20 protein-coding genes, 1 tRNA gene and 1 pseudogene are annotated in these 21,932 nt (G+C 64.1%); 13 read left to right on the top strand and 9 right to left on the bottom strand.

What is annotated here, in order from left to right; genetic code table 11:
- Window positions 1-115 precede the first annotated feature (115 nt).
- Window positions 116-517: a DUF6491 family protein gene (locus ACN0YF_RS07350; RefSeq protein ID WP_417483170.1), complete on the bottom strand. Its 402-nt coding sequence runs from the start codon at window positions 515-517 to the stop codon at window positions 116-118.
- Window positions 518-661: 144 nt separating this feature from the next.
- Here ACN0YF_RS07350 and ACN0YF_RS07345 point away from each other — a divergent pair, with 144 nt between their 5' ends.
- Together ACN0YF_RS07345 and ACN0YF_RS07340 are read left to right on the top strand one after the other, a co-directional pair.
- Window positions 662-1,462 (top strand): hypothetical protein, encoded by an 801-nt coding sequence (locus ACN0YF_RS07345; RefSeq protein ID WP_417483171.1) that lies wholly within the window; start codon window positions 662-664, stop codon window positions 1,460-1,462.
- A gap of 80 nt (window positions 1,463-1,542) precedes the next feature.
- Window positions 1,543-2,679 carry a DUF2336 domain-containing protein gene (locus tag ACN0YF_RS07340; RefSeq protein ID WP_417483172.1) on the top strand — a complete coding sequence of 379 codons (1,137 nt, stop codon included), beginning with the start codon at window positions 1,543-1,545 and terminating at the stop codon, window positions 2,677-2,679.
- Here the strand turns inward: ACN0YF_RS07340 and ACN0YF_RS07335 are convergent.
- From ACN0YF_RS07335 to ACN0YF_RS07320, 4 genes are all read right to left on the bottom strand, one after another.
- The gene (locus ACN0YF_RS07335) at window positions 2,655-3,179 is read right to left on the bottom strand and encodes an Hpt domain-containing protein (RefSeq protein WP_417483173.1); all 525 of its coding nucleotides are present in this window, start codon (window positions 3,177-3,179) and stop codon (window positions 2,655-2,657) included. The two genes, ACN0YF_RS07340 and ACN0YF_RS07335, sit on opposite strands and share 25 nt — an antisense overlap.
- A 13-nt stretch (window positions 3,180-3,192) precedes the next feature.
- Window positions 3,193-3,699: a response regulator gene (locus ACN0YF_RS07330; RefSeq protein ID WP_417493881.1), complete on the bottom strand. Its 507-nt coding sequence runs from the start codon at window positions 3,697-3,699 to the stop codon at window positions 3,193-3,195.
- 78 nt (window positions 3,700-3,777) lie between these two features.
- Window positions 3,778-4,542 carry an NAD kinase gene (locus tag ACN0YF_RS07325; RefSeq protein ID WP_417483175.1) on the bottom strand — a complete coding sequence of 255 codons (765 nt, stop codon included), beginning with the start codon at window positions 4,540-4,542 and terminating at the stop codon, window positions 3,778-3,780.
- A 28-nt stretch (window positions 4,543-4,570) separates the two neighbouring features.
- The gene (locus ACN0YF_RS07320; protein WP_417483176.1) at window positions 4,571-5,539 is read right to left on the bottom strand and encodes a DUF2336 domain-containing protein; all 969 of its coding nucleotides are present in this window, start codon (window positions 5,537-5,539) and stop codon (window positions 4,571-4,573) included.
- Window positions 5,540-5,788: 249 nt separating this feature from the next.
- Between ACN0YF_RS07320 and egtB the strand changes: the two genes are divergently transcribed.
- Window positions 5,789-6,994, top strand: a complete 1,206-nt coding sequence (egtB, locus tag ACN0YF_RS07315) for an ergothioneine biosynthesis protein EgtB (protein ID WP_417493880.1) — start codon at window positions 5,789-5,791, stop codon at window positions 6,992-6,994.
- A gap of 63 nt (window positions 6,995-7,057) precedes the next feature.
- On the top strand, window positions 7,058-7,825 hold the full coding sequence (locus ACN0YF_RS07310) for a class II aldolase/adducin family protein (protein WP_417483178.1): 768 nt from the start codon (window positions 7,058-7,060) through the stop codon (window positions 7,823-7,825).
- Window positions 7,826-8,585: 760 nt separating this feature from the next.
- Here ACN0YF_RS07310 and ACN0YF_RS07305 read toward each other — a convergent pair.
- A complete protein-coding gene (locus ACN0YF_RS07305) occupies window positions 8,586-9,140 on the bottom strand; it encodes a c-type cytochrome (protein WP_417493879.1) in 555 nt (184 codons plus the stop codon).
- Window positions 9,141-9,345: 205 nt separating this feature from the next.
- Here ACN0YF_RS07305 and ACN0YF_RS07300 point away from each other — a divergent pair, with 205 nt between their 5' ends.
- Genes ACN0YF_RS07300 through ACN0YF_RS07290 form a run of 3 tightly spaced genes read left to right on the top strand, consistent with a single transcriptional unit; the run spans window position 9,346 to window position 13,471 of the window.
- Window positions 9,346-10,188, top strand: a complete 843-nt coding sequence (locus tag ACN0YF_RS07300) for a sulfotransferase (protein ID WP_417493878.1) — start codon at window positions 9,346-9,348, stop codon at window positions 10,186-10,188.
- A gap of 7 nt (window positions 10,189-10,195) precedes the next feature.
- The gene (locus ACN0YF_RS07295) at window positions 10,196-11,632 is read left to right on the top strand and encodes a sulfotransferase family protein (RefSeq protein WP_417483181.1); all 1,437 of its coding nucleotides are present in this window, start codon (window positions 10,196-10,198) and stop codon (window positions 11,630-11,632) included.
- Between the two features lie 6 nt (window positions 11,633-11,638).
- Window positions 11,639-13,471, top strand: coding sequence for an ABC transporter ATP-binding protein (locus tag ACN0YF_RS07290; protein WP_417493877.1), 1,833 nt, complete (start codon window positions 11,639-11,641; stop codon window positions 13,469-13,471).
- Window positions 13,472-13,491: 20 nt separating this feature from the next.
- On the opposite strand, the gene ACN0YF_RS07285 is transcribed toward ACN0YF_RS07290, so the two are convergent.
- Window positions 13,492-13,950, bottom strand: a complete 459-nt coding sequence (locus tag ACN0YF_RS07285) for a thermonuclease family protein (RefSeq protein ID WP_417493876.1) — start codon at window positions 13,948-13,950, stop codon at window positions 13,492-13,494.
- 174 nt (window positions 13,951-14,124) lie between these two features.
- Window positions 14,125-14,200: transfer RNA gene (locus tag ACN0YF_RS07280), tRNA-Thr, on the bottom strand.
- 88 nt (window positions 14,201-14,288) lie between these two features.
- On the opposite strand from ACN0YF_RS07280, the gene ACN0YF_RS07275 reads away from it, so the two are divergent.
- Window positions 14,289-15,485 (top strand): APC family permease, encoded by a 1,197-nt coding sequence (locus ACN0YF_RS07275; RefSeq protein ID WP_417493875.1) that lies wholly within the window; start codon window positions 14,289-14,291, stop codon window positions 15,483-15,485.
- Window positions 15,486-15,565: 80 nt separating this feature from the next.
- On the opposite strand, the gene ACN0YF_RS07270 is transcribed toward ACN0YF_RS07275, so the two are convergent.
- Window positions 15,566-16,009, bottom strand: a complete 444-nt coding sequence (locus tag ACN0YF_RS07270) for a DUF1761 domain-containing protein (protein ID WP_417483190.1) — start codon at window positions 16,007-16,009, stop codon at window positions 15,566-15,568.
- Between the two features lie 120 nt (window positions 16,010-16,129).
- Between ACN0YF_RS07270 and metG the strand changes: the two genes are divergently transcribed.
- The 5 genes and pseudogenes from metG to ACN0YF_RS07245 all read left to right on the top strand — a co-directional run.
- Complete coding sequence (gene metG / locus ACN0YF_RS07265; RefSeq protein ID WP_417493874.1) at window positions 16,130-17,842, top strand: methionine--tRNA ligase; 1,713 nt, start codon at window positions 16,130-16,132, stop codon at window positions 17,840-17,842.
- Between the two features lie 20 nt (window positions 17,843-17,862).
- Window positions 17,863-18,798, top strand: a complete 936-nt coding sequence (locus ACN0YF_RS07260) for a peptidylprolyl isomerase (protein ID WP_417493873.1) — start codon at window positions 17,863-17,865, stop codon at window positions 18,796-18,798.
- Window positions 18,798-20,096, top strand: coding sequence for a flavohemoglobin expression-modulating QEGLA motif protein (locus ACN0YF_RS07255; protein WP_417493872.1), 1,299 nt, complete (start codon window positions 18,798-18,800; stop codon window positions 20,094-20,096). Before ACN0YF_RS07260 ends, ACN0YF_RS07255 begins: the two co-directional genes overlap by 1 nt.
- Window positions 20,097-20,155: 59 nt before the next feature.
- A complete protein-coding gene (locus tag ACN0YF_RS07250) occupies window positions 20,156-21,571 on the top strand; it encodes a M20 metallopeptidase family protein (protein WP_417493871.1) in 1,416 nt (471 codons plus the stop codon).
- A gap of 168 nt (window positions 21,572-21,739) precedes the next feature.
- A pseudogene (locus ACN0YF_RS07245) lies at window positions 21,740-21,932 on the top strand (hypothetical protein); the annotation flags it as partial.

Below are 21,932 nucleotides of genomic sequence, written 5' to 3'. Positions count from 1 at the left end.
GCAAAGTGGTTTACGGGCACTTGAATCGTGCGGGCAAATGCGCGGCTTTGCGAAGGGTGCCGTCGGGCCGGGGCTGTCGCGATTGCCGACCGCAACCCGGCCCTGACGGTGATTGTCAGTCCTGCGTGTCCGGTGATGCGGCTTCATCGCCATCGTCTTCGGCAGCGCGCTCTTCGACCAGGGCTTCTGCGGCCTCCTTGCTGTCGACGGGCTCGATCGTTTCGATGAAGCACCGGCCATCGTCTCGCGTGTAAACATATTCGAGGAATGGCGTGTACAGGGTCGTGGTCGAGGGGAAGCTGAGGCCGACCTCGACGCCGGAGCGCAGCCCGTGGCAAGGATTGCGCAGGGTCACGAGGTAGTGGTCACTTGGTCCGCCATTGAGCACCATGTGCTGGTTGTCGATGACGCTATAGCCATTGATATTGACCAGGCGAATCCGTTCGGCTGCCGACGGAGCACTGAACGCCAGCATCCCGGCCAGGGCGGCCATCGCTGCGAAGTAGAAACGGTTCATCTGGAACTCCTGTATTAGTTGACCCCTCAATCCAGAGTAGCACACAATTTCGAGTCGGCGATAGTATTATCGTTAACGCGCGGTTAGGCGTGCAGCCCCGATGCTGGGGATTGATTCGATTCAGCAAAATTGCGGAGGTCTGACGTGGTCAGCCCGATTGAAATAAGCCAGCAGGACTCCACGACGCGGTTGATCCGCCAGGCGGCGCAGGAGACCGGCACCGATTTCAATTTCCTGCTGCGCACTGCGGCGCGGGAGAGCAATTTCGACGCCACGGCGCAGGCCTCGACGTCCAGCGCGGCCGGCATGTACCAGTTCATCGAGCAGACCTGGCTCGGGGTCATGCAGCGGCATGGTGCCGAGCACGGCCATGGCGATGCGGCGCAGGCGATTGTCCAGGGCGAGAATGGCCGCCTGACCGTCGCCGACCCTGCGGAGCGCGAGCGTATTCTCGATTTGCGATTCGAACCGGAAACCGCTGCGCGCATGGCCGGTGAGCTGGCCGCGGAAAACGCCCAGGTCATCCAGTCACGTCTTGGCCGTCCGGCCTCGGGCGGGGAGCTTTACGCGGCGCACTTCCTTGGCGCCCATGGCGCGGCAGGCCTGATCGCGGCGGCGGAGCAGTCGCCCGATATCCGTGCCGATGACCTCTTCCCGCAAGCCGCCCAGGCCAATCGGCCCATTTTTTATGACGGTAGCCGCGCCCGGTCGGCCAGCGAAGTGCTCGCCTCGCTCACCGGCGAGCGTCCGGTGGTCAATCTTCCGGCGGCCGTTTCCGACGCGTCGATGGTCTCGCGGCCCGCGTCCGGCTTGCCGTCCGGCCGTTATTCCGGCCCGCTCAATCCGGGCAGCTACCGGGTCGGGGACGGCGAATTGTCTCCGGCGCTGGTCGAGATCCTCGCCTCGCTCGATGCGCCCGCGGGCGCCAGGACGCGCGAATCCTGAACCGTCAGGCGCGACGGCAAGCTTTCATTAAGCATGTCGGCGTTAGATTTCATTAAGGTCTGAAAGAATTCGGGAAAATCATGAGTGTTGTCGCGCTGCGAAATCGCCTGACAGAAACCGATGTCCGCCGCCTGGTGCGCGGAGAGACGGCCGAAGATCGCGCCCTGGCTGCGCGCAAGATATGCCATCGCATCGACGCTGCCAGCCTCACCGATGTTGAGCGCGCCGCGGCCCGTGACATTCTTGACGTGATCGCGCGCGACGCCGCCGAACTGGTTCGCCGCGCCATGGCGGTCACGCTGCGCCAGTCCCCGAATCTGCCACACGAGATCGCCCTGAAACTGGCCGATGATGTCGACTCGGTGGCGGCGCCCATCCTGTTGTCATCGCCTGTCCTGACGGATGAGGATCTGATCGAGATCCTTCACTCGGCAAGCTCGGCCAAGCTCTGCGCCGTTGCCGCACGCGATCAGGTCTCGGCCATTGTCGTCCATGAAATCCTGGATTCCATGGACGAGCGAGCCGTCGGGATTGCCGCCTCCAATGATGGTGCGGATTTCGATGACGCCGCCTATCAGCGCGCGTTCAGCGAATTTTGCGAGTGCCAGCCGGTGATGGACGCCTTCGTGGCACGCTCCCACCTGCCGCTGGACATCACCGAACGCCTGATCTCCCATGTCAGCGACCAGGCCCTTAACCGTCTGGTCAAGAGCCATGCCCTGCCACCGCAACTGGCTGTCGAGATCGCCGAGGGCGCGCGCGAACGCGCGACCATCGATCTCGTCGACCAGGCCGGTCTTGCGCATGATCCGAAGCAATTCGTGCAGCAATTGCGGTTGAATAGCCGGCTGACGCCGTCGCTCATCCTGCGCGCGCTGTTTCGCGGGCATGTGGCGTTTGTCGAGCATGCCTTCGCCGAACTCTCCGGCTTGCCGCATGCGAAGGCCTGGCTACTGGTCCATGATGCCGGACCGCTGGGCCTGCGTGCGATCTATGACCGGACCGGCATGCCGCCACGGCTCTATCCGGCAATCCGGGCGGGGCTGGATGTCTATCATTCCACGGAAATGCCCCATGATGGCGAAAGCCGCGAGCATTTCCGCCGTGTCCTGGCCGAGCGGGCTATCACGCGGTTCCAGGGCATTCCGGAAGAAGATCTGGATTACATGCTGCGGCGTTTCGCCGAGGACGCTCAGCCCCTGGCTGCTGCCGGCTGAGCCTCGTCCTTCCAGGGCGCCGCGAAGGCGGTCGCCATCACTTCAAGTTCGTCAGCCAGTTCAGCCGCGACCGGGTCTGTCGTGTCGCGGATATTCTGCACCAGCGCGGCGCGGATGGCATTCACATGCGCCAGCACCAGCGCGACCGGCGCGACCTTGCGCTTCTCCGGCATGTCGATGATCTTGGTCATCGATGAGGCCAGGCGCGTGATGATCGGGAAGTCATAGGTTGATCCGAGCCCGCGCAGGTCATGCGCGCGAATGAAGAGGTCTTCCCCCTCCTGGCCCTTGAGCCCGGCCTTGCGGACGATCGCAGCCGATTCCTCGAGCTTAACGACTTCATCCTCAAGCCAGAGCGCGAAATCGGAGCGCATGTCGTTGAGGGCATTTTCTGCCTTTTCAATCAGGTGCAGGTCGGTCGCACCAATCGGACCGCCGACCTTGATCTGCAGCATGTTGGGGACTGCGATCATCTCGACGTCGGGATTGAGTTTGGCCATGGGTGAAGTCCTCTTAATGGGAAGCTGTGAGTTGCGCGGCCTGATTGGGCTGGTCCGCGCGGTCGGCCATGCGGCGTTCGGGACCGACATAGGTGTCGCATTCCACGATATTGTGCTCTCCGGTCAGCACATCGCGCAGGCATCCGGCGAGCGCTGATGCGGTGACAGGTTTGATCAGGAAGGCATTGACGCCGGCCCGGCGGGCCTGGCGAATGCGGTCGGTATCGGCGTAGGCGGTCAGCATGATCACCGGCAGGCCGGGGCAGGGGCTGGTCAGCGGCGAACGAATGCTGCTCACCAGATCAATGCCGTCACGCGGCTTCATCTTCCAGTCGGTGATGACCAGGTCGACCGGTTGCGATTTGAGGAGTTCGAGCGCCTGCGCCACCGTGCCGGTTTCGGTGACCCTGGCACAGCCAAAGGCCTGCAGCGAAACCCGTAGCACGCCGCGCAGCGCCGCGTTGTCATCCACGACGAGGACGCGGGTTTGGGACAGGATGTCTTCGAGCGCCATTGTCATCGTCTCGCGGATAGTGGGCCGAACTCGGTTACCGTGCGTCACTCTATCGCGGGGTGCTTAACGGCCCCCTAAGCAGGCCTAACTTTCGAATTGTTCCGTAAGAATGCGCTCCGCCAGATCGCGGCCGCGATCGAACAGGATTGTCAGGGTCACATCGCTGGCCTCCATGACATCGACCCGGACTACCTCGCGGAATTCCTGGTTGTCGGCCACGGCGTGGACGGGCCTCAGGCGTGGCTCGACGATTTCAAAACCGACCTTGGCGGTGTGTGGCAGCAGGGCGCCGCGCCAGCGGCGTGGCCGGAAGGCGCTGATCGGTGTCAGTGCCAGAACCTTGGAGTCGAGCGGCAGGATCGGACCGTGTGCCGAAAGATTGTAGGCGGTGGAGCCGGCCGGGGTGGCGACGAGGACGCCGTCGGCCTGCAATTCGCCCATCCGGTCGCGGCCATCGATCTTGATCCGGATCTTTGCTGTCTGGCGTGTGCCGCGCAGCAGGGAGACTTCATTGATCGCCAGGGCCTGGAAGGGGTGGCCATAGACGTCCTCGCCCGTGGCGCGCAGCGGGTGCAGCTGGGCCTGTTCCGCATCGGCCAGGCGGGCCAGCAGCTCGTCCTGCCGGAACTCGTTCATCAGGAAGCCGACCGAGCCGAAATTCATGCCGTAGACGCGGGCGCCGGTACGCATGGCGGCGTGCAGGGCATCCAGCATCAGGCCATCACCGCCGAGGGCGACGATAATCTCCGCCTCGTCTAGCGGGACATGACCGTATTGCTCTTCAAGCAGCGCCTTGGCGGCCTTGGCGTCGGGTCTGGGGCTGGCGAGAAATGCAAGGGAAGGGGGCAAGGGAGCGTCCGTTGTGACCGGCGCCCATTCAAGACCTGCTTCCGAGCTGACGCAAGACTGTGGCAGCTTTATCCGGACCATACATCCGGAACACATTGGCGGCGGCGTTCATGGCCTCGCCTTCCAGCTGCTGATGCATGCGTCCGGTCCGCTGCAAGGCGCGGTGGACGGTCGGATAATCGGTCCGGTCCAGGCCGCTGGCCTGGCAGGCCATGGCCGCAGCGCGGACACCGCCCATCGTCAGGGCGACGCGCCATTGCGCCGGGGTCAGGCCGCACAGACGGGCGACCGCATGGTCGAAGACGGCTTCCTTGCCGGCGCGCAGCGCGGTCAGGGCAAAGTTTCCCGTGAGAGACCCCGCCTTTTCTGCGGCATCCACGGCGCGGGAGGCCTCACTGTCTACACCGACCGGAGTAGCGTTGAGAGCGGCCTCGACGGCCAGCCCCTCGACATGGTCCTTGTCGAGACCGAAGCGGCGATACAGGTCTTCGCGCCAGTTCTCCGGCAGCATGATGCACAATTGGGTCGCGTAGTCGGCTGAAAGGTCGTGCCGGCGCGCGAGGGCCTCGCGCAGCTTCATGTGCTCCCGGGCGACGGAGAGGCAGATGTCGAGCGCGGATTCGCTGATCTGGGCGGTGCAGTTGTTGGCCAGTGCCCGCAGGATGACGGCCTCGGCCGGCTTGGCGAGCGCATCGGTGATGGCCGGGCCGAGATTGGCGCGGCTGGCCAGATGGCGCCGGTGGTCGATGGAACCGGTTTCCGCGAGGGTGATCATGTCCTGCTGGGTCAGTCGCGGACTTTTGCGGATGACGATGCAGGCGACCTCGATCTGGTCGAAGGCGAAATGCCGGATCGCCGGGTAGGGTGCCCATTCGGACGCCGAAAGTTTTTCAACCATGGCGATTTTGGTCGGCAGGTCGAGCGTGTCCGAGAGGGTCACCAGCAACTCGCCGGCAACCGGCTCGGCCGTCGGCGAAAGCTGTTGGGCAAGGCACATGTCCGTGACGCCCAGCGCAAGCTGACTGCGCTTGGTGGGGTCTCGCAATTGCGCGAGTTGGGCTATAGCTTGTGCTGGGTTGCTGACCATGGACCTGGCATGAGTTGGTTTATTGTTGTGACCCATTAAGGCTGGTTCGCCTTGAAAACTTGTTAATGGGGCTGAGGCCGGAGGTTGCTGGTAGTGAAGGATGTTTCTGGGGCAATACTCACGGTTGAATATTCAAGGGTCCGGCAAAATACACAAGCAATGGTAGAGTTGCTTGGGTGCGAGGACATGCTCGTCCAGACCATGGATGATGTGAGCCCTACCAAATGGCATCTGGCGCATACCAGCTGGTTCTGGGAGACATTCCTCTTGCTGGAGATGCTCGACGGTTATCGCGAGTTTGATCCGACCTACAACTACCTCTTCAACTCCTATTACAACGCCATCGGCGATCGGCATCCGCGCGGGCAGCGCGGGTTTCTGTCGCGGCCGGGCCTGGACGATGTGCTGGCCTATCGCCGCCATGTCGATGCCGCGATGATGAGCCTGCTGGGCGGGCTTGATGAGGCAGAACAGGCGCGCCTGGAACCGCTTGTGCGGCTGGGGCTCGCGCATGAGGAGCAACACCAGGAACTCATTCTCACCGACATCAAGCACGTGCTTTCGCACCATCCCTTCGCTCCGGCCGCCTGGCCGGCGCTGACCGGTGACGCCATGGCTGACGGGGAGGCGGGGGCCTCCTGGCTTGCCTTCGATGGCGGCGTGTTCGAGTTCGGGGCCGAGGAGCTGCCCTTCCAGTTCGACAATGAGGGGCCGCGGCACCAGGCGGTCCTGACGCCCTTCGCGCTGGCTGACCGGCCGGTGACCAATGGCGAATATGCGGCCTTCATCCAGGATGATGGCTATCGCACGCCGTCTCTCTGGTTGTCGGATGGCTGGGCGCGATTGAATGCCGAAGGTTGGCAGGCGCCGCTCTATTGGCGCCGGGGCGAGGCCGGGTGGGGCGAGTTCACCCTGCACGGCGAAGCCGCGCCGCAGCCCGATGCGCCGGTGGTGCATCTCAGTTTCTACGAGGCGGCGGCCTATGCGGAATGGGCCGGCGCCCGCCTGCCCGAGGAGCGCGAGTGGGAACATGCCGCCCGGCAATCTGCCGGTGCGGACGGACGGTTTGCTGTGCCGGGCCGTGCTGCGCACCCCGGTGCCTGCGGGCCGCAGGATGGCCGGTTGCGGCAGATGTTTGGCGGCGTCTGGGAATGGACCCGTTCCGACTACGCACCCTATCCACGATACCGTCCGGCGCCCGGCGCGGTAGGCGAGTACAATGGCAAGTTCATGAGCGGCCAATACGTGCTGCGCGGAGGATCCTGCGCCACGCCGCCGGGACATATCCGGCCGACCTACCGGAATTTCTTCCCGCCGCAGGCGCGATGGCAGTTTTCCGGCCTTCGTCTGGCAAAGGACATTTGACCGCGCAGCCCTGGCGGCGGATGATTGAAACCATAAAATCGAAAGACCTTGCGGGAGGTAAGAATGGACGACCAAGCGACAATCTCGGTTCAGGACCAGGTATCGGCCGAGGAATGGAAGGCGCGTTGCGATCTCGCGGCGCTGTACCGTCTGGTACGCATGCACGGGTGGGACGATCTGTTCTTCACCCACATCTCGATGCGTGTGCCCGGCCCGGACGAGCATTTCCTGCTCAATCCCTTCGGCCTGCTCTATGAGGATGTCACCGCCTCAAATCTGGTGAAGGTCGATCTCGAGGGCAATGTGCTGCCGCCGTCACGCTACGGCATCAATCCGGCCGGCTTTACCATCCACTCGGCCATCCATGCCGCGCGCGAGGACGTCCAGGTCGCGCTTCACCTTCATTCCGATGCCGGCGTCGCCGTGGCGGCACAGAAGGGCGGGCTGCGGCCGATTTCCCAGCTGGCGATGAATGTTTTCAATGATGTGGCCTATCATGGCTATGAAGGCATCGCGCTGGAAGCGGATGAAAAACAACGCCTCGTCGCCGATCTCGGCACCAAGAATCTCATGATTCTGTCCAGCCACGGCACCTTGTCGGTTGGCGATCACCCGTTTAGCGCGTATATTCGTATATACCTACTTGAACGTGCGTGCCGGATTCAGGTCATGGCACAGGCCGGCGGAGAGCTGATCGAATGGGATCAGAAGATGCAGGATCGGGTATTCGGGCAATCCTCGGAGATCTCCAGCAACGAGTTCTTCAAGGAAATTGCCTGGGCTGCCTTGCTCGACCGCGTCCGCCGCGAAAGCCCTGGCTTCGATACCTGATAGCATCGCTTGCGCTGGCTGCAGTCACGGTTCCGGCCGATGCCGGAGCCTGGCCGCAGCCGCGCGGCGAGGGGCTTCTGATCTCCACCACTCTGCTTGATCGCGCCGAGACCAGCTTTGATGCCGAGGGTGAGCGGCGCGATGACGGGTATTTCTATAAGGACGAGCTCGCGCTGTATCTCGAATACGGGCTGAGTGAGCGCCTCACCCTGGTCTCGCGTCTGGCCTGGCAGACCGTCGAGCGCCGCAGTGGTCCTGACTTCGACAGCGCGGAGGGCTTCGCGGCCAGCGAGCTGGGCCTGCGCCGCGTGTTGAGGGCCGGTGATCGCCAGGTGCTGTCGGTGCAGGCGATGGCCATCCTGCCCGGAGAGGGCGAGAACATTTCCGATCAACCGCTGGGTGATGGTGGCAATGCCTGGGAGGGGCGTTTGCTCTGGGGCAGCAATCTGGCGCGTGATGTCTTCGCCGATGCCCAGCTCGCCTATCGGTCGCGCGAAGATGAATACTCCGATGAAGCGCGGCTGGACCTGACCGTCGGCTGGCAGCCGCGCGACCGCTGGCACGTGATCGCCCAGTCTTTCTCGGTCTGGAGCCTGGACGCGCCGCGCCCGGGCGTACGCGAATTCGAGCAGCACAAGCTGCAGCTCTCGATCGGGCGTGATATCGGCGGGCTGGAATACCATCTGGGCGCCGCCCTGACGCCAGCCGGCCGCAACTCGATTGCGGAGCGTTCGGTTTTCCTGTCCGTCTGGCGGCGCTTCTAGTCGTCGTCGCCGTGCCCGTCCCGATCCCCGTGCTCGCCGCGCTCATGGTGTTCGTCATGCTCCGGATGCCCACCGGTTTCCGAGGCGATATAGGCGATGACGTCGCGGCGATCCTCGGCATTGCGCAAGCCGACAAAACTCATCCGGTTGCCCGGCACGAGGAGACGCGGGTTTTCGATCCAGGCGTCGAGCGTCTCCCGGTCCCAGTTCAGGCCCGATTCGCGCAGCGCGCGGGAATAGCTGAAGCCTGGCGCGCTGGCCGCCGGGCGTGAAAGCACGCCGTAGAGATTCGGCCCCACCGTGTGACGCCCGCCCTCGGTCATGGTGTGGCAGGACTGGCAACGCCGGAACTGGCGCTGGCCATTGGCGAGATCGGGGCCACTGGGCAAGGCGGCCAGCTGGACGGGCGCCGAGCCTGTCCCGGGGGCTGGAGCTGGGGGCTGGCTTGCGGGAGATTGCGCGCCGGCACTCGGCGTGACCTGCGGGTCAGACCCGTCGCCGCAGGCGCTCAGGGTCAAGGCGGCGAGAATGGGCAGCAGGTAACGGGTCATGCAGAGTCTCCACTTGGCACGCGAGAGTCTTCCATACCGCACCCGGCTGGCAAGGCCATGTGGCAGGATGCCACCCTCGGCCTTGAGGTGCGGGCACTGAGGGATATGCAATTCCGCTTGCAGTATGCCAGAATTTGGAGTTCCACATCGCTCGTTCGGGCCATGGGGCTTGGACGAGGCTGATTTGGCCCATCAAGGTGATACGATGACGGAGCCGGGCGATCTGAAGGCAGCCTTGATGTGCGGTGCCGGTCATTCCGGATCGACGCTCCTGGGCATGATTCTGGGCAGCCACTCACAGGCATTCTATGTCGGGGAGGGTGCCAAGATCCGTAATCTCGGTGACGAGAACAAACCCCTGCGCAAGCGTGTCTGCAAGATATGCGGCGAGGATTGCGAGGTCTGGGCCGGGTTTCGCTGGGATCGCGACCGCCCGCTTTATGAACAGGTTGCGGCGCACGTTCATCGCCCAGTCATCATCGACTCGACAAAAGATGAAGCCTGGATCGAGGCGCGGGCCGCCGAAATGAACGCGTCGGGGCGGCAGGCTTGCCTGATCTTCCTGACCCGGGACGGACGTGCGGTGGTCAATTCCCGGATCAGGAAATACCCGGAACGCGGTGCCGAGGCACAGATCCGGCAGTGGATGGGAAAGATGGCGCTGAGCCAGGCCCTGTTCGACGCGTTTGAGGGGCCAAAATTGCAGATCAGCTATGAGTTGCTGTCGACGCAGACCGAGACGGAAGTGCGCCGGGTCTGTGACCTGATGCAGATTGAATTCGAGCCGTCGATGCTGCGCTTTGCCGAGCAGTCGCATCACGTGCTGGGCGGCAATAGCGGTACACAGTTCATTGCCGCCAAAACGCGGTTCGACGATCCGGACGAGGCCTTCGTCAGCCTGACCGACCGGACAAGTGGTTATTACGAGAATCATTCCGGCGGGATTGAGCTCGATTTGCGATGGAAGCAGGAACTCGACCCGGCCCACCTGGCCTTGTTCGAACAGCTTGCCGGAGCCTTGAACGCACAGTTCAGTGTTGGAGTCTGAGCAGATTATGGCAAAAGTTGACCTTGTTTTCCGGCAGATTGACGAGCGCACGCGCGACGTCGCCCTGGCCCTGGCGCAGGAGCATATCCGGCCCGAAAACACCTTCATTCTCGATGACGTCCGGCCCTTCACCGAATGCGTCAACCAGATGCTCGCCATCAATCATGACTGCGATTACGTCGTCTATGTCGATGCCGACTGCCTGATCCTCGAGGATATGCGCGCCTTCATCGATGCCTGCGATGCGCCCTATGTCGATTCCTATGTCAGCGACCGTTTCCGCGGCCGGCTGCATTGCGGTGTCCATATCACCCGTATCGATGTGGTGCGGGCGATGGCGGCGACGAAAGTGCCCGAGAACGACCTCAAATACGTGCTGCGTCCGGAATCGCGCCTGCGCAATCTGGCGATGAAGCCGATGGGATCGAGCAAGCAGTTCCGCAATTTCGACATCCTGCACGATCACTTTCAGTCCTATCACCACGTCTTCATGAAATACGCCCTGCGCCAGCTGCGCAGCCGGACCAAGGTCCAGCGCCAGCGGCTGGAGCGCGCGATGCGCAGCTGGAAGACCGAAGAGGGCGTGATGTGCGATCTGACGATTGCCCGTCATGCCGTGTCCTTCGCGGAAACATCCGTGCCCGCGAGCGCGTCGCCGCAGGAAGTGCATGATTTCATCGAGGCGCTGCCCCGGCATGCGACGGCCGAGCTGGCGCGGATGGGGATTGCCGAGAAGCCGGATTTCAGCCGCGAGGAACTCGACGCCTGGTTGGCAAGCAATCGCAATCGCATCGCCTATGGCCAGAACGCTGCCAAACCGAAAGTCTTCGGTCTCGGTCTCAGCCGGACCGGTACGCGCAGCCTGACCAGCGCTCTGCAAATGCTCGGCTTCGACTGCTCGCACTATCCGATTGACGAGGACACCTATGTTGAACTGGCCAATGCCCAGTATGACCTGACCCTGCTCCGCGATCTCGACGGGCTGACAGACATCACCACCATTCCCTTCTACCCGCATTTCGACAAGCTCTATCCGGGCAGCAAATTCATCCTCACCGTCCGCGACAAGGATGACTGGCTCGCCTCCTGTGCGCGCCATTGGTACAACCGCCCGGCCTTCAAGGATTTCGACGATCCTGACGAGGAAGTGCATCTGCGCATGCGCCAGTTCCTGCGCGCCGCGGTCTATGGTTGCTACAATTTCGACCCGGAGCGCTTCTCCCACGTCTATGACCAGCACGTCCGTTCGGTGATGGAATATTTCAAGGACCGGCCCGATGACCTTCTGGTCATCGATATCTGTTCCGGAGAGGGTTTCAGCAAGCTGTCGAGCTTCCTGGAACGTCCGATTCCGGCGGCTCCCTTTCCGCATAATGGCGCCGTGCTTTCGGCGACCATGACCGGCAAGAGCGAGGCGGAGTCGCAATCGGTCCGCGTGGCCTAGATTTCAATGGCGCAAACCGGTGACCCAGACGCTGCCGTGCCGCCGCCGGGGCCCGGCTTTGCCCTTGCGCTGGGCCATGCCTGGCGCACATTCGGCATTACCTGGTCGACAAGCCGCTCGCTGACATTGCTGATCGCGGCGCTGACCGTGTTCGTCGCGCTGCTGCCGGCGCTGGCGCTCTACCTGTCCAAACTGGTGATCGACGGGGTCGTGACCGCCATGGACAGCGCCGCCGCCGGGGATCGCGATCTGGCGCTGATCTGGGTCACGGCTGAAGCCGCTGCCCTGGCGCTGCTGCTCGCTGCGCGCCGCTTGCTGGTCTTCTACAAGACCCGCCTGCACGCCGAGCTGGGTTTCGCCGTCACCTCGATCATCCTGCGCAAATCGGCGGCGCTGTCGCTGGCGCAGGTCGAGGACGCGGCGATCCAGCAGCAATTGCTGCTGGCGCGGCAATATGCGGCCAGCCGCCCCTACAATCTCGTCAACCGCCTGTTCGATGGTGCCCAGCAATTCCTGACCCTGATCTCGGTGGCGGCCTTGCTCTGGGGTTTTTCGGCCTGGTTGTTCCTGCTGGTCGTTGCCGGCGGTCTGCCGCTCTTCATCGGCAATCTGCGCTTTGCCGGCACCGCCTACCGTTTCTATACCGGCCGCTCGCCGCAAATGCGCGAGCGCAGCTATCTGGAGAGCCTGATCACCACCGAGGCCGCCGCGCGCGAGCGGCTGCATTTCGGCTTCGGTGATGAATTGCTGCGCCGCTATGGCGATCTGTTTGAAAGCCTGCACGGCGCCGACACGGCCCTGCATGCCCGCCAGGCCTGGATCGCGGCGGCGCTCGGTGTGCTCAGTTCGGCCGTGTTTCTTGGCGGCAAGGTCTGGATTGTCTGGGTGACGATCGGCGGTGCGATCAGTCTCGGCCAGATGACCATGCTGGTCGGCCTGCTCAAACAGGGCCAGGCCAATGTGTCCTCCCTGCTGGCGGCCTTCAATGGTGTCGTCGAGGACCTGCTCTATGTCGCCAATCTGTTTGCGGTGATGGAATTGCCCGAGGAGGACCGCACCGGCGGTGCCACCGAGGGCCCCGATCCGGCCGACGGGCTGCGCTTCGAGAATGTCAGTTTCAGCTATCCCGGCCGCAAGCGCCCGGCTTTGGACTCGGTCAGTTTCCATCTGCCCCACGGCGCCCGGCTTGGCATTGTCGGGGCCAACGGGTCGGGCAAGACGACCCTGGTCAAGCTTGTCACCGGCCTCTACGCGCCCGATAGCGGCCGCGTTACCCTCGACGGTCTCGATCTGCGGCAGTGGCAGCACGCGGCGTTGCACAGGCGGCTGGGCGTGATGTTCCAGCCCTTTATGAACTACAAGCTGAGCGCGCGCGACAATATTGCCGCCGGCCTGGCCCTGGCCAAGATTGATGAGGCCGATATTCGCAAGGCCGCGCGGCTCGGCCTCGCCGAGGAGCTGATCGGCGAATTGCCGGACGGGCTTGATACCCGCCTCTCGCGCCATTTCATTGATGGCCATGATCTCTCCGGCGGGCAGTGGCAGCGCCTCGCGATGGCCCGTGCCTATCTCAATGAACAGGCCGACATCCTGATTCTCGATGAACCCACGGCCGCCATGGACCCGGCGGCTGAAGCCGAATTCATGCAGCGCCCGCTCGACGGCAAATCCGTGATCCTGATTTCGCACCGCCTGTCCAATCTGCGCGGTGCCGACCAGATTATCGTGCTCGACAAGGGCAGGCTGATCGAGGCGGGCACCCATGATGCGCTTGTCGCGATGGGCGGGCTCTATGCAGAGCTGTTCGAAAGCCAGGCCGATCCCTACCGCGAAGGCTGAGGCGGTCTCAAATCCGGTCTTCAGCGGGCATTGCCGCACCAGTCCGGCTTCGGCGTCTGGGCCCGTCCATTGCGATGAGGCCAGGCCTGCAGATACCCGGCGGTGATGCCGGTGCGGGCCAGATCCTCGCCGTCGACCGAGAGCCGCAAGACGCGCCGGCCATAGCGGTCCGCGCCATGATCGCCGGTGATGGTGACAACGGCGCTGCGGGTGAGACTGACCATCCAGGCCTTGGCCTCGCGGCCCCGTTGACGCTCAAGTTCGCATCGTGCCCCGCTCCTTGAGCCGACCGTTCCTGTTTCCGGTGCATCGATATCGGCGAGACGAAAGCGTTCCCCGTCGATATGGCCGCTATCGCCATCGGACCAGGAGATTTCCCGGACCTGCCCGGGCGGCGCGTGTTCCGGCTGAATGGCTTCGCATGCCTGCAGCGCCAGAAGACCGGCGAGGCCGGCAAGCAGAACCAGGTGACGCGTCATGATTGGATGTCCCATTCGTTGTCGGGATGCCCGAACGCGCCGCGCCGCCAGCAGCAGCGCAAACCCGGACACGGTCCGCAACGGACCGGTGCCTTCGGAAACATCGAGGGGTAAGGTTTGCGGGGAGAGCCCTGTCAAAAACCGGGCGCCGCCGCGAGCCCGCCAAGATCAAAATGGTGCCGGCTGAGGGACTCGAACCCCCGACCCCCTGATTACAAATCAGGTGCTCTACCAGCTGAGCTAAGCCGGCCCGATTTCGATCGTCTGGCGCTCTGATAGCCGCAGCCGGAGCATCCCACAAGGTTTCGCTGCAATGCGTGCAGTGCTAAGCGCTTGGCATGAGCCAGCTCAAGCGCGTGATCGGACTGCCCGGCCTTTGTCTGTACGGAATCGGCGTCACGCTGGGGGCGGGAATTTATGCGCTGGTCGGCGAGATTGCGGGCCTGGCGGGACTGTATGCGCCCCTGGCCTTTCTCCTCGCGGGCACGCTGGCGGCCTTCACCGGCCTGTCCTATGCCGAGCTCGGCTCGCGCTATCCGGAAAGTGCCGGCGAGGCGGCCTATGTCGATTACGGTTTCCGGCGACGCTGGCTGACGGCGGCGGCAGGCTATGGGGTTGCCCTGTCGGGCTCGATTTCCTCGGCCGTCGTCCTGCACGGCTTTGCCGGCTATCTCGGCGCGCTGGCGCCGGTGCCCGGCTGGATCGCCATTTCCGGCGCCCTGATCGTGCTGGTCGCGGTGGCGAGCTGGGGCGTTCGGGCCTCAGTCTGGATTGCCGGGGCGATTACCCTGGTCGAGGCTGGCGGACTGATCCTGATCATCGCGGTCGCCGCGCCCGGCGCCATCGCGGCACCGGCGCCGGCCGATTTCGGCCCGGTGCCCTGGGCAGGCCTGTTTGGTGCCAGTGTGATGGCCTTCTTCGCCTTTATCGGTTTCGAGGACATCGCCAACATGGCCGAGGAGGTCAAACGCCCGCGCCGGACCTTGCCGCTGGCGATCCTGATCACGCTCTCGGTCTCGGCGGTGATCTATCTGGCGGTGGCCTGGGTCTCGGTGCGGGCGCTGCCGCCGGAGGTGCTGGCGAGCGAGGGCGGGCCGCTGGCCGCCGTGTTCGAACAGGCGACGGGGCTCGATGGCCGCGGCATTGCCCTGATCGCCCTGCTGGCCATGGTCAATGGCGCCCTGGTCCAGATCGTGATGGTGGCGCGGGTGCTCTACGGCCTGGCCGGCCGCGCCCTGGCTCCGGCTGTGCTGGGCATGGTGCATCCGGGGCGCCGCACGCCGGTGGTCGCGACGCTGGTGGCGGGCGGCATTGTCGCCCTGCTGGCCCTTTCCGGAGCCCTGGGCCCGCTGGCCATTGCTGCCTCGACTGTGACCCTTCTGGTCTTCTCGCTGGTCAACGGGGCGCTGCTGGCCCTGCGCCTGCGCCAGGTGCCGGGCGCGCCGGGAAGCTTTCGCGTACCGCTCTGGGTGCCGGCTGTCGGGCTGGCGGCGAGCCTGGCCGTGGTCGCGGGCACGATCGTGACGGGGCTTTAGCGACCACCGCCCGGCGGGGCTGGGGGCCGGTCATTCTGGTGGCCTGCGCGCGCAGCCGGCTCGACTGCGCGCGCCAGGTATCAGGCGTATTCGGATTTGACGGCGACGCCATCGAGCGCTGTCTGCACGATGGCGACGACGATGAAGCCGACCAGAAGGTGCGAGGCGTCGAGCACGAACAGCATGAAGGGCTGCATCGCATAGACGAAGCCATAGGCCAGCGTTGTTGCGGCGAAACCGGCCCAGAGGAGGACGGCGCTCTTGATCGCGGACATCATGCCATCGCCGCCGAAGCGCTCCAGCGCCAGGCCGATGAAGATGGCGGTGACCAGCGAGAGCAGGAAGCCGTGCAGCATGCCGGCGGCCATGTTCTCGTCTGCGGCGAGCATCTGGGCATCGGTGAAGTCGTGCAGGCCGACCCAGAGATCGGTGAAGAGCACGCCGTAAAACAGGAAGCCGACGAAAAAGAGTGCGATGGCTGAAACCAGCACGGCGATGATGTTGAGACCGAATATGCGCGGCATTGGGTATTTCCTCCCCTTGTAAGGACGGCTATGTCTGCGCGTCCTGCGCGCGGGTTTTGATCCTCGCGCTTCAGGCGAATAGACATACACGAATTCCGCCGCAAAGAAGAAGCACCAACCATGGCCCGTATCCTGATCACCAGCGCCTTGCCCTATATCAACGGGGTCAAACATCTCGGCAATCTGGCGGGCTCGATGCTGCCGGCCGATGTCTATGCGCGCTTCCAACGGCTGGCCGGCCATGAGGTCCTGTATATCTGCGCCACCGACGAGCACGGTACGCCGGCCGAACTGGCCGCGAGCGAGGCGGGCATGGATGTGCGCACCTATTGCGACGAACAGCACGAGATCCAGAAACGCTCCGGCGAGGGTTTCTCGCTGAGCTATGATTATTTCGGCCGCACCTCCAATCCGGAAACCGCCCGGCTGACGCAGCATTTCGCCGATGTGCTCGAGGACAAGGGGCTGATCGAGGAAGTGCTCGAACACCAGATCTTCTCGATCGATGATGACCGCTTCCTGCCCGATCGCTATGTCGAGGGCACCTGTCCGCATTGCGGTTTCGAGCGCGCCCGTGGCGACCAGTGTGACAGCTGCGGCCGCCTGCTGGAGCCGACCGATCTGATCGAGCCCTATTCCAAGGTTTCCGGCTCGAAGAATCTCGAAGTGCGCGGCACCAAGCATCTTCACCTGATGCAGACCAAGATGGCGGATCGCATTCGCGCTTGGGTCGACGCCGCCACCGGCTGGCCCTCCCTGGCCAAGTCCATCGCCTATAAATGGCTTGATGAAGGCCTGAGAGACCGGGCGATCACCCGCGACCTGAAATGGGGCGTGCCGGTCACCCGCCATGGCGCGCCGCGCGAGGGCTTCGAAAACAAGGTCTTCTATGTCTGGTTCGACGCGCCGATCGGCTATCTCGGTGCGACGGCCGAATGGGCCGCGCTCAACCAGGCCGACTGGGAGAGCTGGTGGCGCACCGACAAGGGCGCTGATGACGTCACCTATGTCCAGTTCATGGGCAAGGATAATGTCGCCTTCCATACGGTGAGTTTCCCGGCGACCATTCTCGGTTCGGAAGAGCCCTGGAAGACGGTCGACAAGCTCAAGGCCTTCAACTGGCTGACCTGGTATGGCGGCAAGTTCTCGACCTCGGAAAAGCGCGGCGTCTTCATGGACAAGGCGCTCGAGATCATGCCCGGCGACTACTGGCGCTGGTATCTCACGGCGAATGCGCCGGAAGGCTCGGACTCAGCCTTCACCTGGGAGCATTTCCAGTCGGTGATCAACAAGGACCTGGCCGATGTGCTGGGCAATTACGTCAATCGCGTCCTGCGCTTCAACAAGTCGCGCTTCGAGGCCGTGGTGCCTGCCGGCGGGACATGGGGCGAAAACGAGGACTGGCTGGCGGCCGAAATGAACGTCCGGCTGGAAGCGGCTGCGGCCAATTTCGAGGCGATGGAGTTCCGCAAGGCAGCGGCCGAAGTGCGCGGCCTGTGGGCACTCGGCAATGAATACCTCACCCGCGCCGAGCCCTGGACCAAGTTCAAGACCGACCCGGAAGGCGCCGCAATCGGCGTGCGCACGGCGCTCAATTTCATGGGCATCATGGCCATCGTCGCCCAGCCGATCATCCCGGTTTCCGCCAAGGTCATTCTCGATGCGCTGAGCATTCCGGACGAGCACCGCAGCTGGCCGAAGGGCGATGCCAAGGCGATGCTGACGGCGATGCCGGTCGGGCTTTCGGTCGAGCCGCCCGAGGTCTTGTTCAAGAAGATCGAGGAAGACGATATCGCCGAATGGACGCAGCGCTTCGGCGGGGCCGAGGACTGATGCTGCAGCGGGAGATTGTGATGCGTGGTCTGGTTCTGGGATTGTCGATGCTGGCGCTGGCGGCGTGTTCGCCGCAGGGGGATCGCACCGCGCTTGATGAGGCGCAATTCGGTCCTGACGAAGCCGATCAGGCGATGGCCGAGATCGAAATGCCAGATTTCACCGGCATCCCCGACTGGCGGCTGGCGGATCCGGAAGACCTGCTTCTGATCGAGACGCGCCATGGCATGATCACGGTTGAACTCTCCGACGAGTTCGCACCCAATCACGCAGCGCGCATGCGCCAGGCCGTCCGCGACGGATTTTTCGATGGGCGTGACTTCTATCGCGTGATCGATGGCTTCGTTGCCCAGGGCGGACGCGGCGAGGAGGCGGATTCGGTGGAGCTGCCGCAATATCCCGTGCTCGCGGGCGAGTTCTACCGTCCCAGCGCCGGTATCGTTTTCACGCCGATGATTGACGACGATCTCTACGCGCCCGTGGTCGGGCATGTGAACGGTTTTCCGGCGGCGCAGACAGCCGATGGCAGCGAAACCTGGCTGATCCATTGCCCGGGAACCGTGGCGATGGCCCGCGATAATGGTCCCGATACCGGCGATGTCGAATTCTACATCGTGATCGGGCAGGGGCCGCGCCATCTCGACCGCATCATGAGCGTGTTCGGACGCGTGATCGACGGCATGGATCATGTCCAGGCGCTCACGCGCGGTGACCCGATGGCCAATTCCGGCGTCATCGCCGATCCGGCGCAGCGCGATCCGATCCTGTCGATGCGCATCGCTGCCGACCTGCCCGAGGCGGAGCGCCCGGCCTACGAGATCATGCGCACTGATGGCCAGGCCTTTTTCGACCTCAAGACGGCGCGGCGCAATCGCACGGCCGACTTCTTTTTCGAGACGCCGCCAGCGGTGATCGAGGCCTGCCATATTCCGGCACGGGCGCGGCGTGTGAACTGATGTCCGGCGCGCTGGCAGAGGCTGAGGTCGAGCGCCTGTCGCGCGCGGCCTGGCTGTTGCTTGAGGCCGAAGACCGTTTGCCCGTCCTCAGGACCATCGCCTGGGACCGCTCCCATGCCGACGCCTTCTTTGCGGCCGGCGCGCGCGAATTGCCGAAACCTGTCTATCCGCGCATCGACCCGGCGCCCTCTCTGGAGCGCGTGGCGGCGGCGCGGGCGCTGATCGCTGGTGACAGTCCGGTGCATGACTGGTTGCGGCGGCTTGCGGACACGACGGCGGAAACTGCGGCCCTGCTGGCCAATACGGGCACCAGAGCCTTCCATGAGCATTCGCGCGCCCTGTATGGCGATCCCCGGACCCCGATCGCCGATGGCAAGCGCAATGCCCTCGATCTCGCCCACCGGCTCGACACGCTGCTGGCCGATTTCGAGGAGGGCAGTATCCGGCTGGAACCGCCGGAAAGGCTGACCGCCGGTGAGCTGAAAGCCCGGCTCGATGCCGAATTGCCGCGCCATTTCGGCATCTATGCGCCGCAGGTCGAGGTGACGCTGAATGTATCGGCCAAGGCGGCGGCCGGGCGTGACTATATCAAGCTGCGCGCTGATGCGGCCTTCTCCGATCTCGACGTGATCCAGCTGCTGCAGCATGAGGCGTTGATCCATATCGCCACCAATATGAATGGCGCCGCCCAGAACCGCTTCCCGATCCTGGGCGAGGCGCATCCCGGCAATGCCCGCACCCAGGAAGGTCTGGCGGTCTTTGCCGAATTCATCTCCGGGGCGCTCGATCCGCGCCGCTTCCGCCGTCTGGCCGACCGCACCATCGCCATCGACATGGCGGCCGAAGGTGCCGATTTCATCGAGCTGTTCAATTTCTTCCGCGAGCGCGGTGTCCATGACGCGCCAATCGAGGCCTTCGAGAATGCGCGCCGGGTCGTGCGCGGCGGCCTGGTGGGCGGCGGTGCGCCTTGCACCAAGGACTCGATCTATCTCGGCGGCCTGCTGGAGGTGCACAACTATCTGCGCACCGCGGTGAGGGCCGGGGATCCGGCCTTCATCCGCCTGCTCTTTGTCGGCAAGATCGACCTGGCTGATCTGGAGGCGATGAAAATGCTGCGTGAGCAGGGGCTGGTCGCGGAACCCGCCTTCATGCCGCCCTGGGCGACGGATCTGCGCTACCTCCTCTCCTATCTGGCCTATTCCACCTTCCTCAACGAGATCGACCTCAGCCATGTCGCGGCACGTTATGAGCGCTTGCTGGGTGTGGCACAGCCGCGCAAATCCCCGATGAGTGATTGACCTCATCGCGAGTCGCGGGTCGAATAGGGGCAACTGAAGATCATGGGGACTGGACCGATATGAAACGCCAATTTTTGAGTGCCGTCGCGGCTCTGGCCCTGATGGGCTGCACCCAGCCGTCCTCCGAGACGGCCAATGATGCTGCAACACCATCCGATGCCGCCGCCGTGGACACCGTCGCGCCTGTGGTGGTTGCGCCCGGCGATGACGCCCTGCGTGCCTCCATCGCTGCGGACTACACCGCCAATCTGCAATCCCTCTACGAGCACTTCCACGCCAATCCCGAATTGTCGCTGATGGAAGTGGAGACGGCGGCCCGGCTCGCCAGTGAATTGCGGGCCCTGGGCTATGAAGTCACCGAAGGGGTCGGCGGCACCGGGCTTGTTGCCGTGCTGGTCAATGGCGAAGGGCCGACCGTGATGATGCGCGCCGATATGGATGGCCTGCCGCTCGAGGAGCAGACGGACGTTCCCTATGCCTCCACCGTGACCGGCATCGACCGGCGCGGGCTGGAAAGCCATGTCATGCATGCCTGTGCCCACGACACCCATATGACGGCGCTGGTCGGCACGGCGCGCCAGATGATGGATCGGCGCGATGACTGGTCGGGAACACTGGTCCTGGTCGGCCAACCGGCCGAAGAGATCGGTCTCGGTGCCGGCATGATGATCGAGGATGGTCTGTTCGAGCGCTTCCCGCAGCCTGACTTCAACCTCTCCTTCCACACTTTCTCCGGCATTCCCTCCGGGCACATCACCTACGCCCCCGGCTATGCCATGGCGAATGTCGACTCGGTCGATATCACCGTCCACGGCCGCGGCGGGCACGGCGCCTATCCCCAGGCGACGAAGGATCCGGTCTATCTGTCGGCCCAGATCATTGTCGCGCTGCAGTCGCTGATCTCGCGCGAGCTTTCGCCGCTTGATCCCGGCGTCATCACCGTTGGCGCGATCCATGGCGGAACCAAGCACAACATCATCAGCGACGAGGTTCACCTCCAGCTGACCGTGCGTTCCTATACCGACGAGGTCCGTGACCATCTGCTGACCGGCATCGAGCGTATCGCCCATGCCCAGGCGGCTTCCTATGGCCTGACACCGGACGAGTATCCCGATGTCGAGGTCGAGGAACCCTATACGCCGGCCATGTACAACGATCCGGCCCTGACGGCGCGCGCTGTCTCGGCCATGCGGGCGCGTTTCGGCAGTGACTCGGTGACCGAGGCCGACCCGGTGATGGGGGGCGAGGATTTCGCCCAATATCACCGCACCGAGGCAGCGATTCCGAGCTTCATGTTCTGGGTTGGCGGCACCACGCGGGAACAGCTGGCGGCCTATGCGCAGCAGGGCATCGCGGCGCCATCCAATCACTCGCCGCTCTTCGCCCCCGATGATCCACAGACCAGCATCACCATGGCGATCGAGGCCAGCACGGCCGTTGCGATGGACCTTCTGCCCAAACCGACCGAGGGCTAGGCGGTCTGACCGGCCCGCCACTGTTACGGGACTACCGGCACGGCACCTCGTCCATGCCTGTGGTGCCGGCAAGACTGGTGGCGGCTTGGGCGGCAGGCCCGGCAAGGTGTTCCGGGCATTGCCGCCCTGGCTCGGGCCGGGGTCAAGACACTCTTTGGGGGAATGCGCATGTCCTTGATTCCGGCTGATAATGCCGTCGCCGCCATTGCAGGCCTGTTCGTCATCGCGGCCGCCGGCTTCCTGATGGAAAAGACCCGGATCGGCGCCCTGCTGACCGGGGCCGTCTGGGCGATCCTGTTCGCGATCATCGCCTCGAATATCGGACTGATCCCGCAGGATTCGCCGGGCTATGGCTTCGTCT

The organism is Maricaulis sp. (assembly GCF_048270265.1).
GTDB lineage: Bacteria > Pseudomonadota > Alphaproteobacteria > Caulobacterales > Maricaulaceae > Maricaulis.
Note: the sequence above shows the minus strand (reverse complement) of the source record. Positions and strands in the feature narration are given on the sequence as shown.

What these genes read in the sequence shown, in the direction of transcription:
- ACN0YF_RS07350 (WP_417483170.1), bottom strand. Translation starts at nt 517, where the DNA reads ATGAACCGTTTCTACTTCGCAGCGATGGCCGCCCTGGCCGGGATGCTG.
- ACN0YF_RS07340 (WP_417483172.1), top strand. Translation starts at nt 1,543, where the DNA reads ATGAGTGTTGTCGCGCTGCGAAATCGCCTGACAGAAACCGATGTCCGC.
- ACN0YF_RS07335 (WP_417483173.1), bottom strand. Translation starts at nt 3,179, where the DNA reads ATGGCCAAACTCAATCCCGACGTCGAGATGATCGCAGTCCCCAACATG.
- ACN0YF_RS07330 (WP_417493881.1), bottom strand. Translation starts at nt 3,699, where the DNA reads ATGACAATGGCGCTCGAAGACATCCTGTCCCAAACCCGCGTCCTCGTC.
- ACN0YF_RS07320 (WP_417483176.1), bottom strand. Translation starts at nt 5,539, where the DNA reads ATGTGCCTTGCCCAACAGCTTTCGCCGACGGCCGAGCCGGTTGCCGGC.
- egtB (WP_417493880.1), top strand. Translation starts at nt 5,789, where the DNA reads ATGGTAGAGTTGCTTGGGTGCGAGGACATGCTCGTCCAGACCATGGAT.
- ACN0YF_RS07310 (WP_417483178.1), top strand. Translation starts at nt 7,058, where the DNA reads ATGGACGACCAAGCGACAATCTCGGTTCAGGACCAGGTATCGGCCGAG.
- ACN0YF_RS07305 (WP_417493879.1), bottom strand. Translation starts at nt 9,140, where the DNA reads ATGACCCGTTACCTGCTGCCCATTCTCGCCGCCTTGACCCTGAGCGCC.
- ACN0YF_RS07300 (WP_417493878.1), top strand. Translation starts at nt 9,346, where the DNA reads ATGACGGAGCCGGGCGATCTGAAGGCAGCCTTGATGTGCGGTGCCGGT.
- ACN0YF_RS07295 (WP_417483181.1), top strand. Translation starts at nt 10,196, where the DNA reads ATGGCAAAAGTTGACCTTGTTTTCCGGCAGATTGACGAGCGCACGCGC.
- ACN0YF_RS07290 (WP_417493877.1), top strand. Translation starts at nt 11,639, where the DNA reads ATGGCGCAAACCGGTGACCCAGACGCTGCCGTGCCGCCGCCGGGGCCC.
- ACN0YF_RS07285 (WP_417493876.1), bottom strand. Translation starts at nt 13,950, where the DNA reads ATGACGCGTCACCTGGTTCTGCTTGCCGGCCTCGCCGGTCTTCTGGCG.
- ACN0YF_RS07275 (WP_417493875.1), top strand. Translation starts at nt 14,289, where the DNA reads ATGAGCCAGCTCAAGCGCGTGATCGGACTGCCCGGCCTTTGTCTGTAC.
- ACN0YF_RS07270 (WP_417483190.1), bottom strand. Translation starts at nt 16,009, where the DNA reads ATGCCGCGCATATTCGGTCTCAACATCATCGCCGTGCTGGTTTCAGCC.
- metG (WP_417493874.1), top strand. Translation starts at nt 16,130, where the DNA reads ATGGCCCGTATCCTGATCACCAGCGCCTTGCCCTATATCAACGGGGTC.
- ACN0YF_RS07260 (WP_417493873.1), top strand. Translation starts at nt 17,863, where the DNA reads ATGCGTGGTCTGGTTCTGGGATTGTCGATGCTGGCGCTGGCGGCGTGT.
- ACN0YF_RS07255 (WP_417493872.1), top strand. Translation starts at nt 18,798, where the DNA reads ATGTCCGGCGCGCTGGCAGAGGCTGAGGTCGAGCGCCTGTCGCGCGCG.
- ACN0YF_RS07250 (WP_417493871.1), top strand. Translation starts at nt 20,156, where the DNA reads ATGAAACGCCAATTTTTGAGTGCCGTCGCGGCTCTGGCCCTGATGGGC.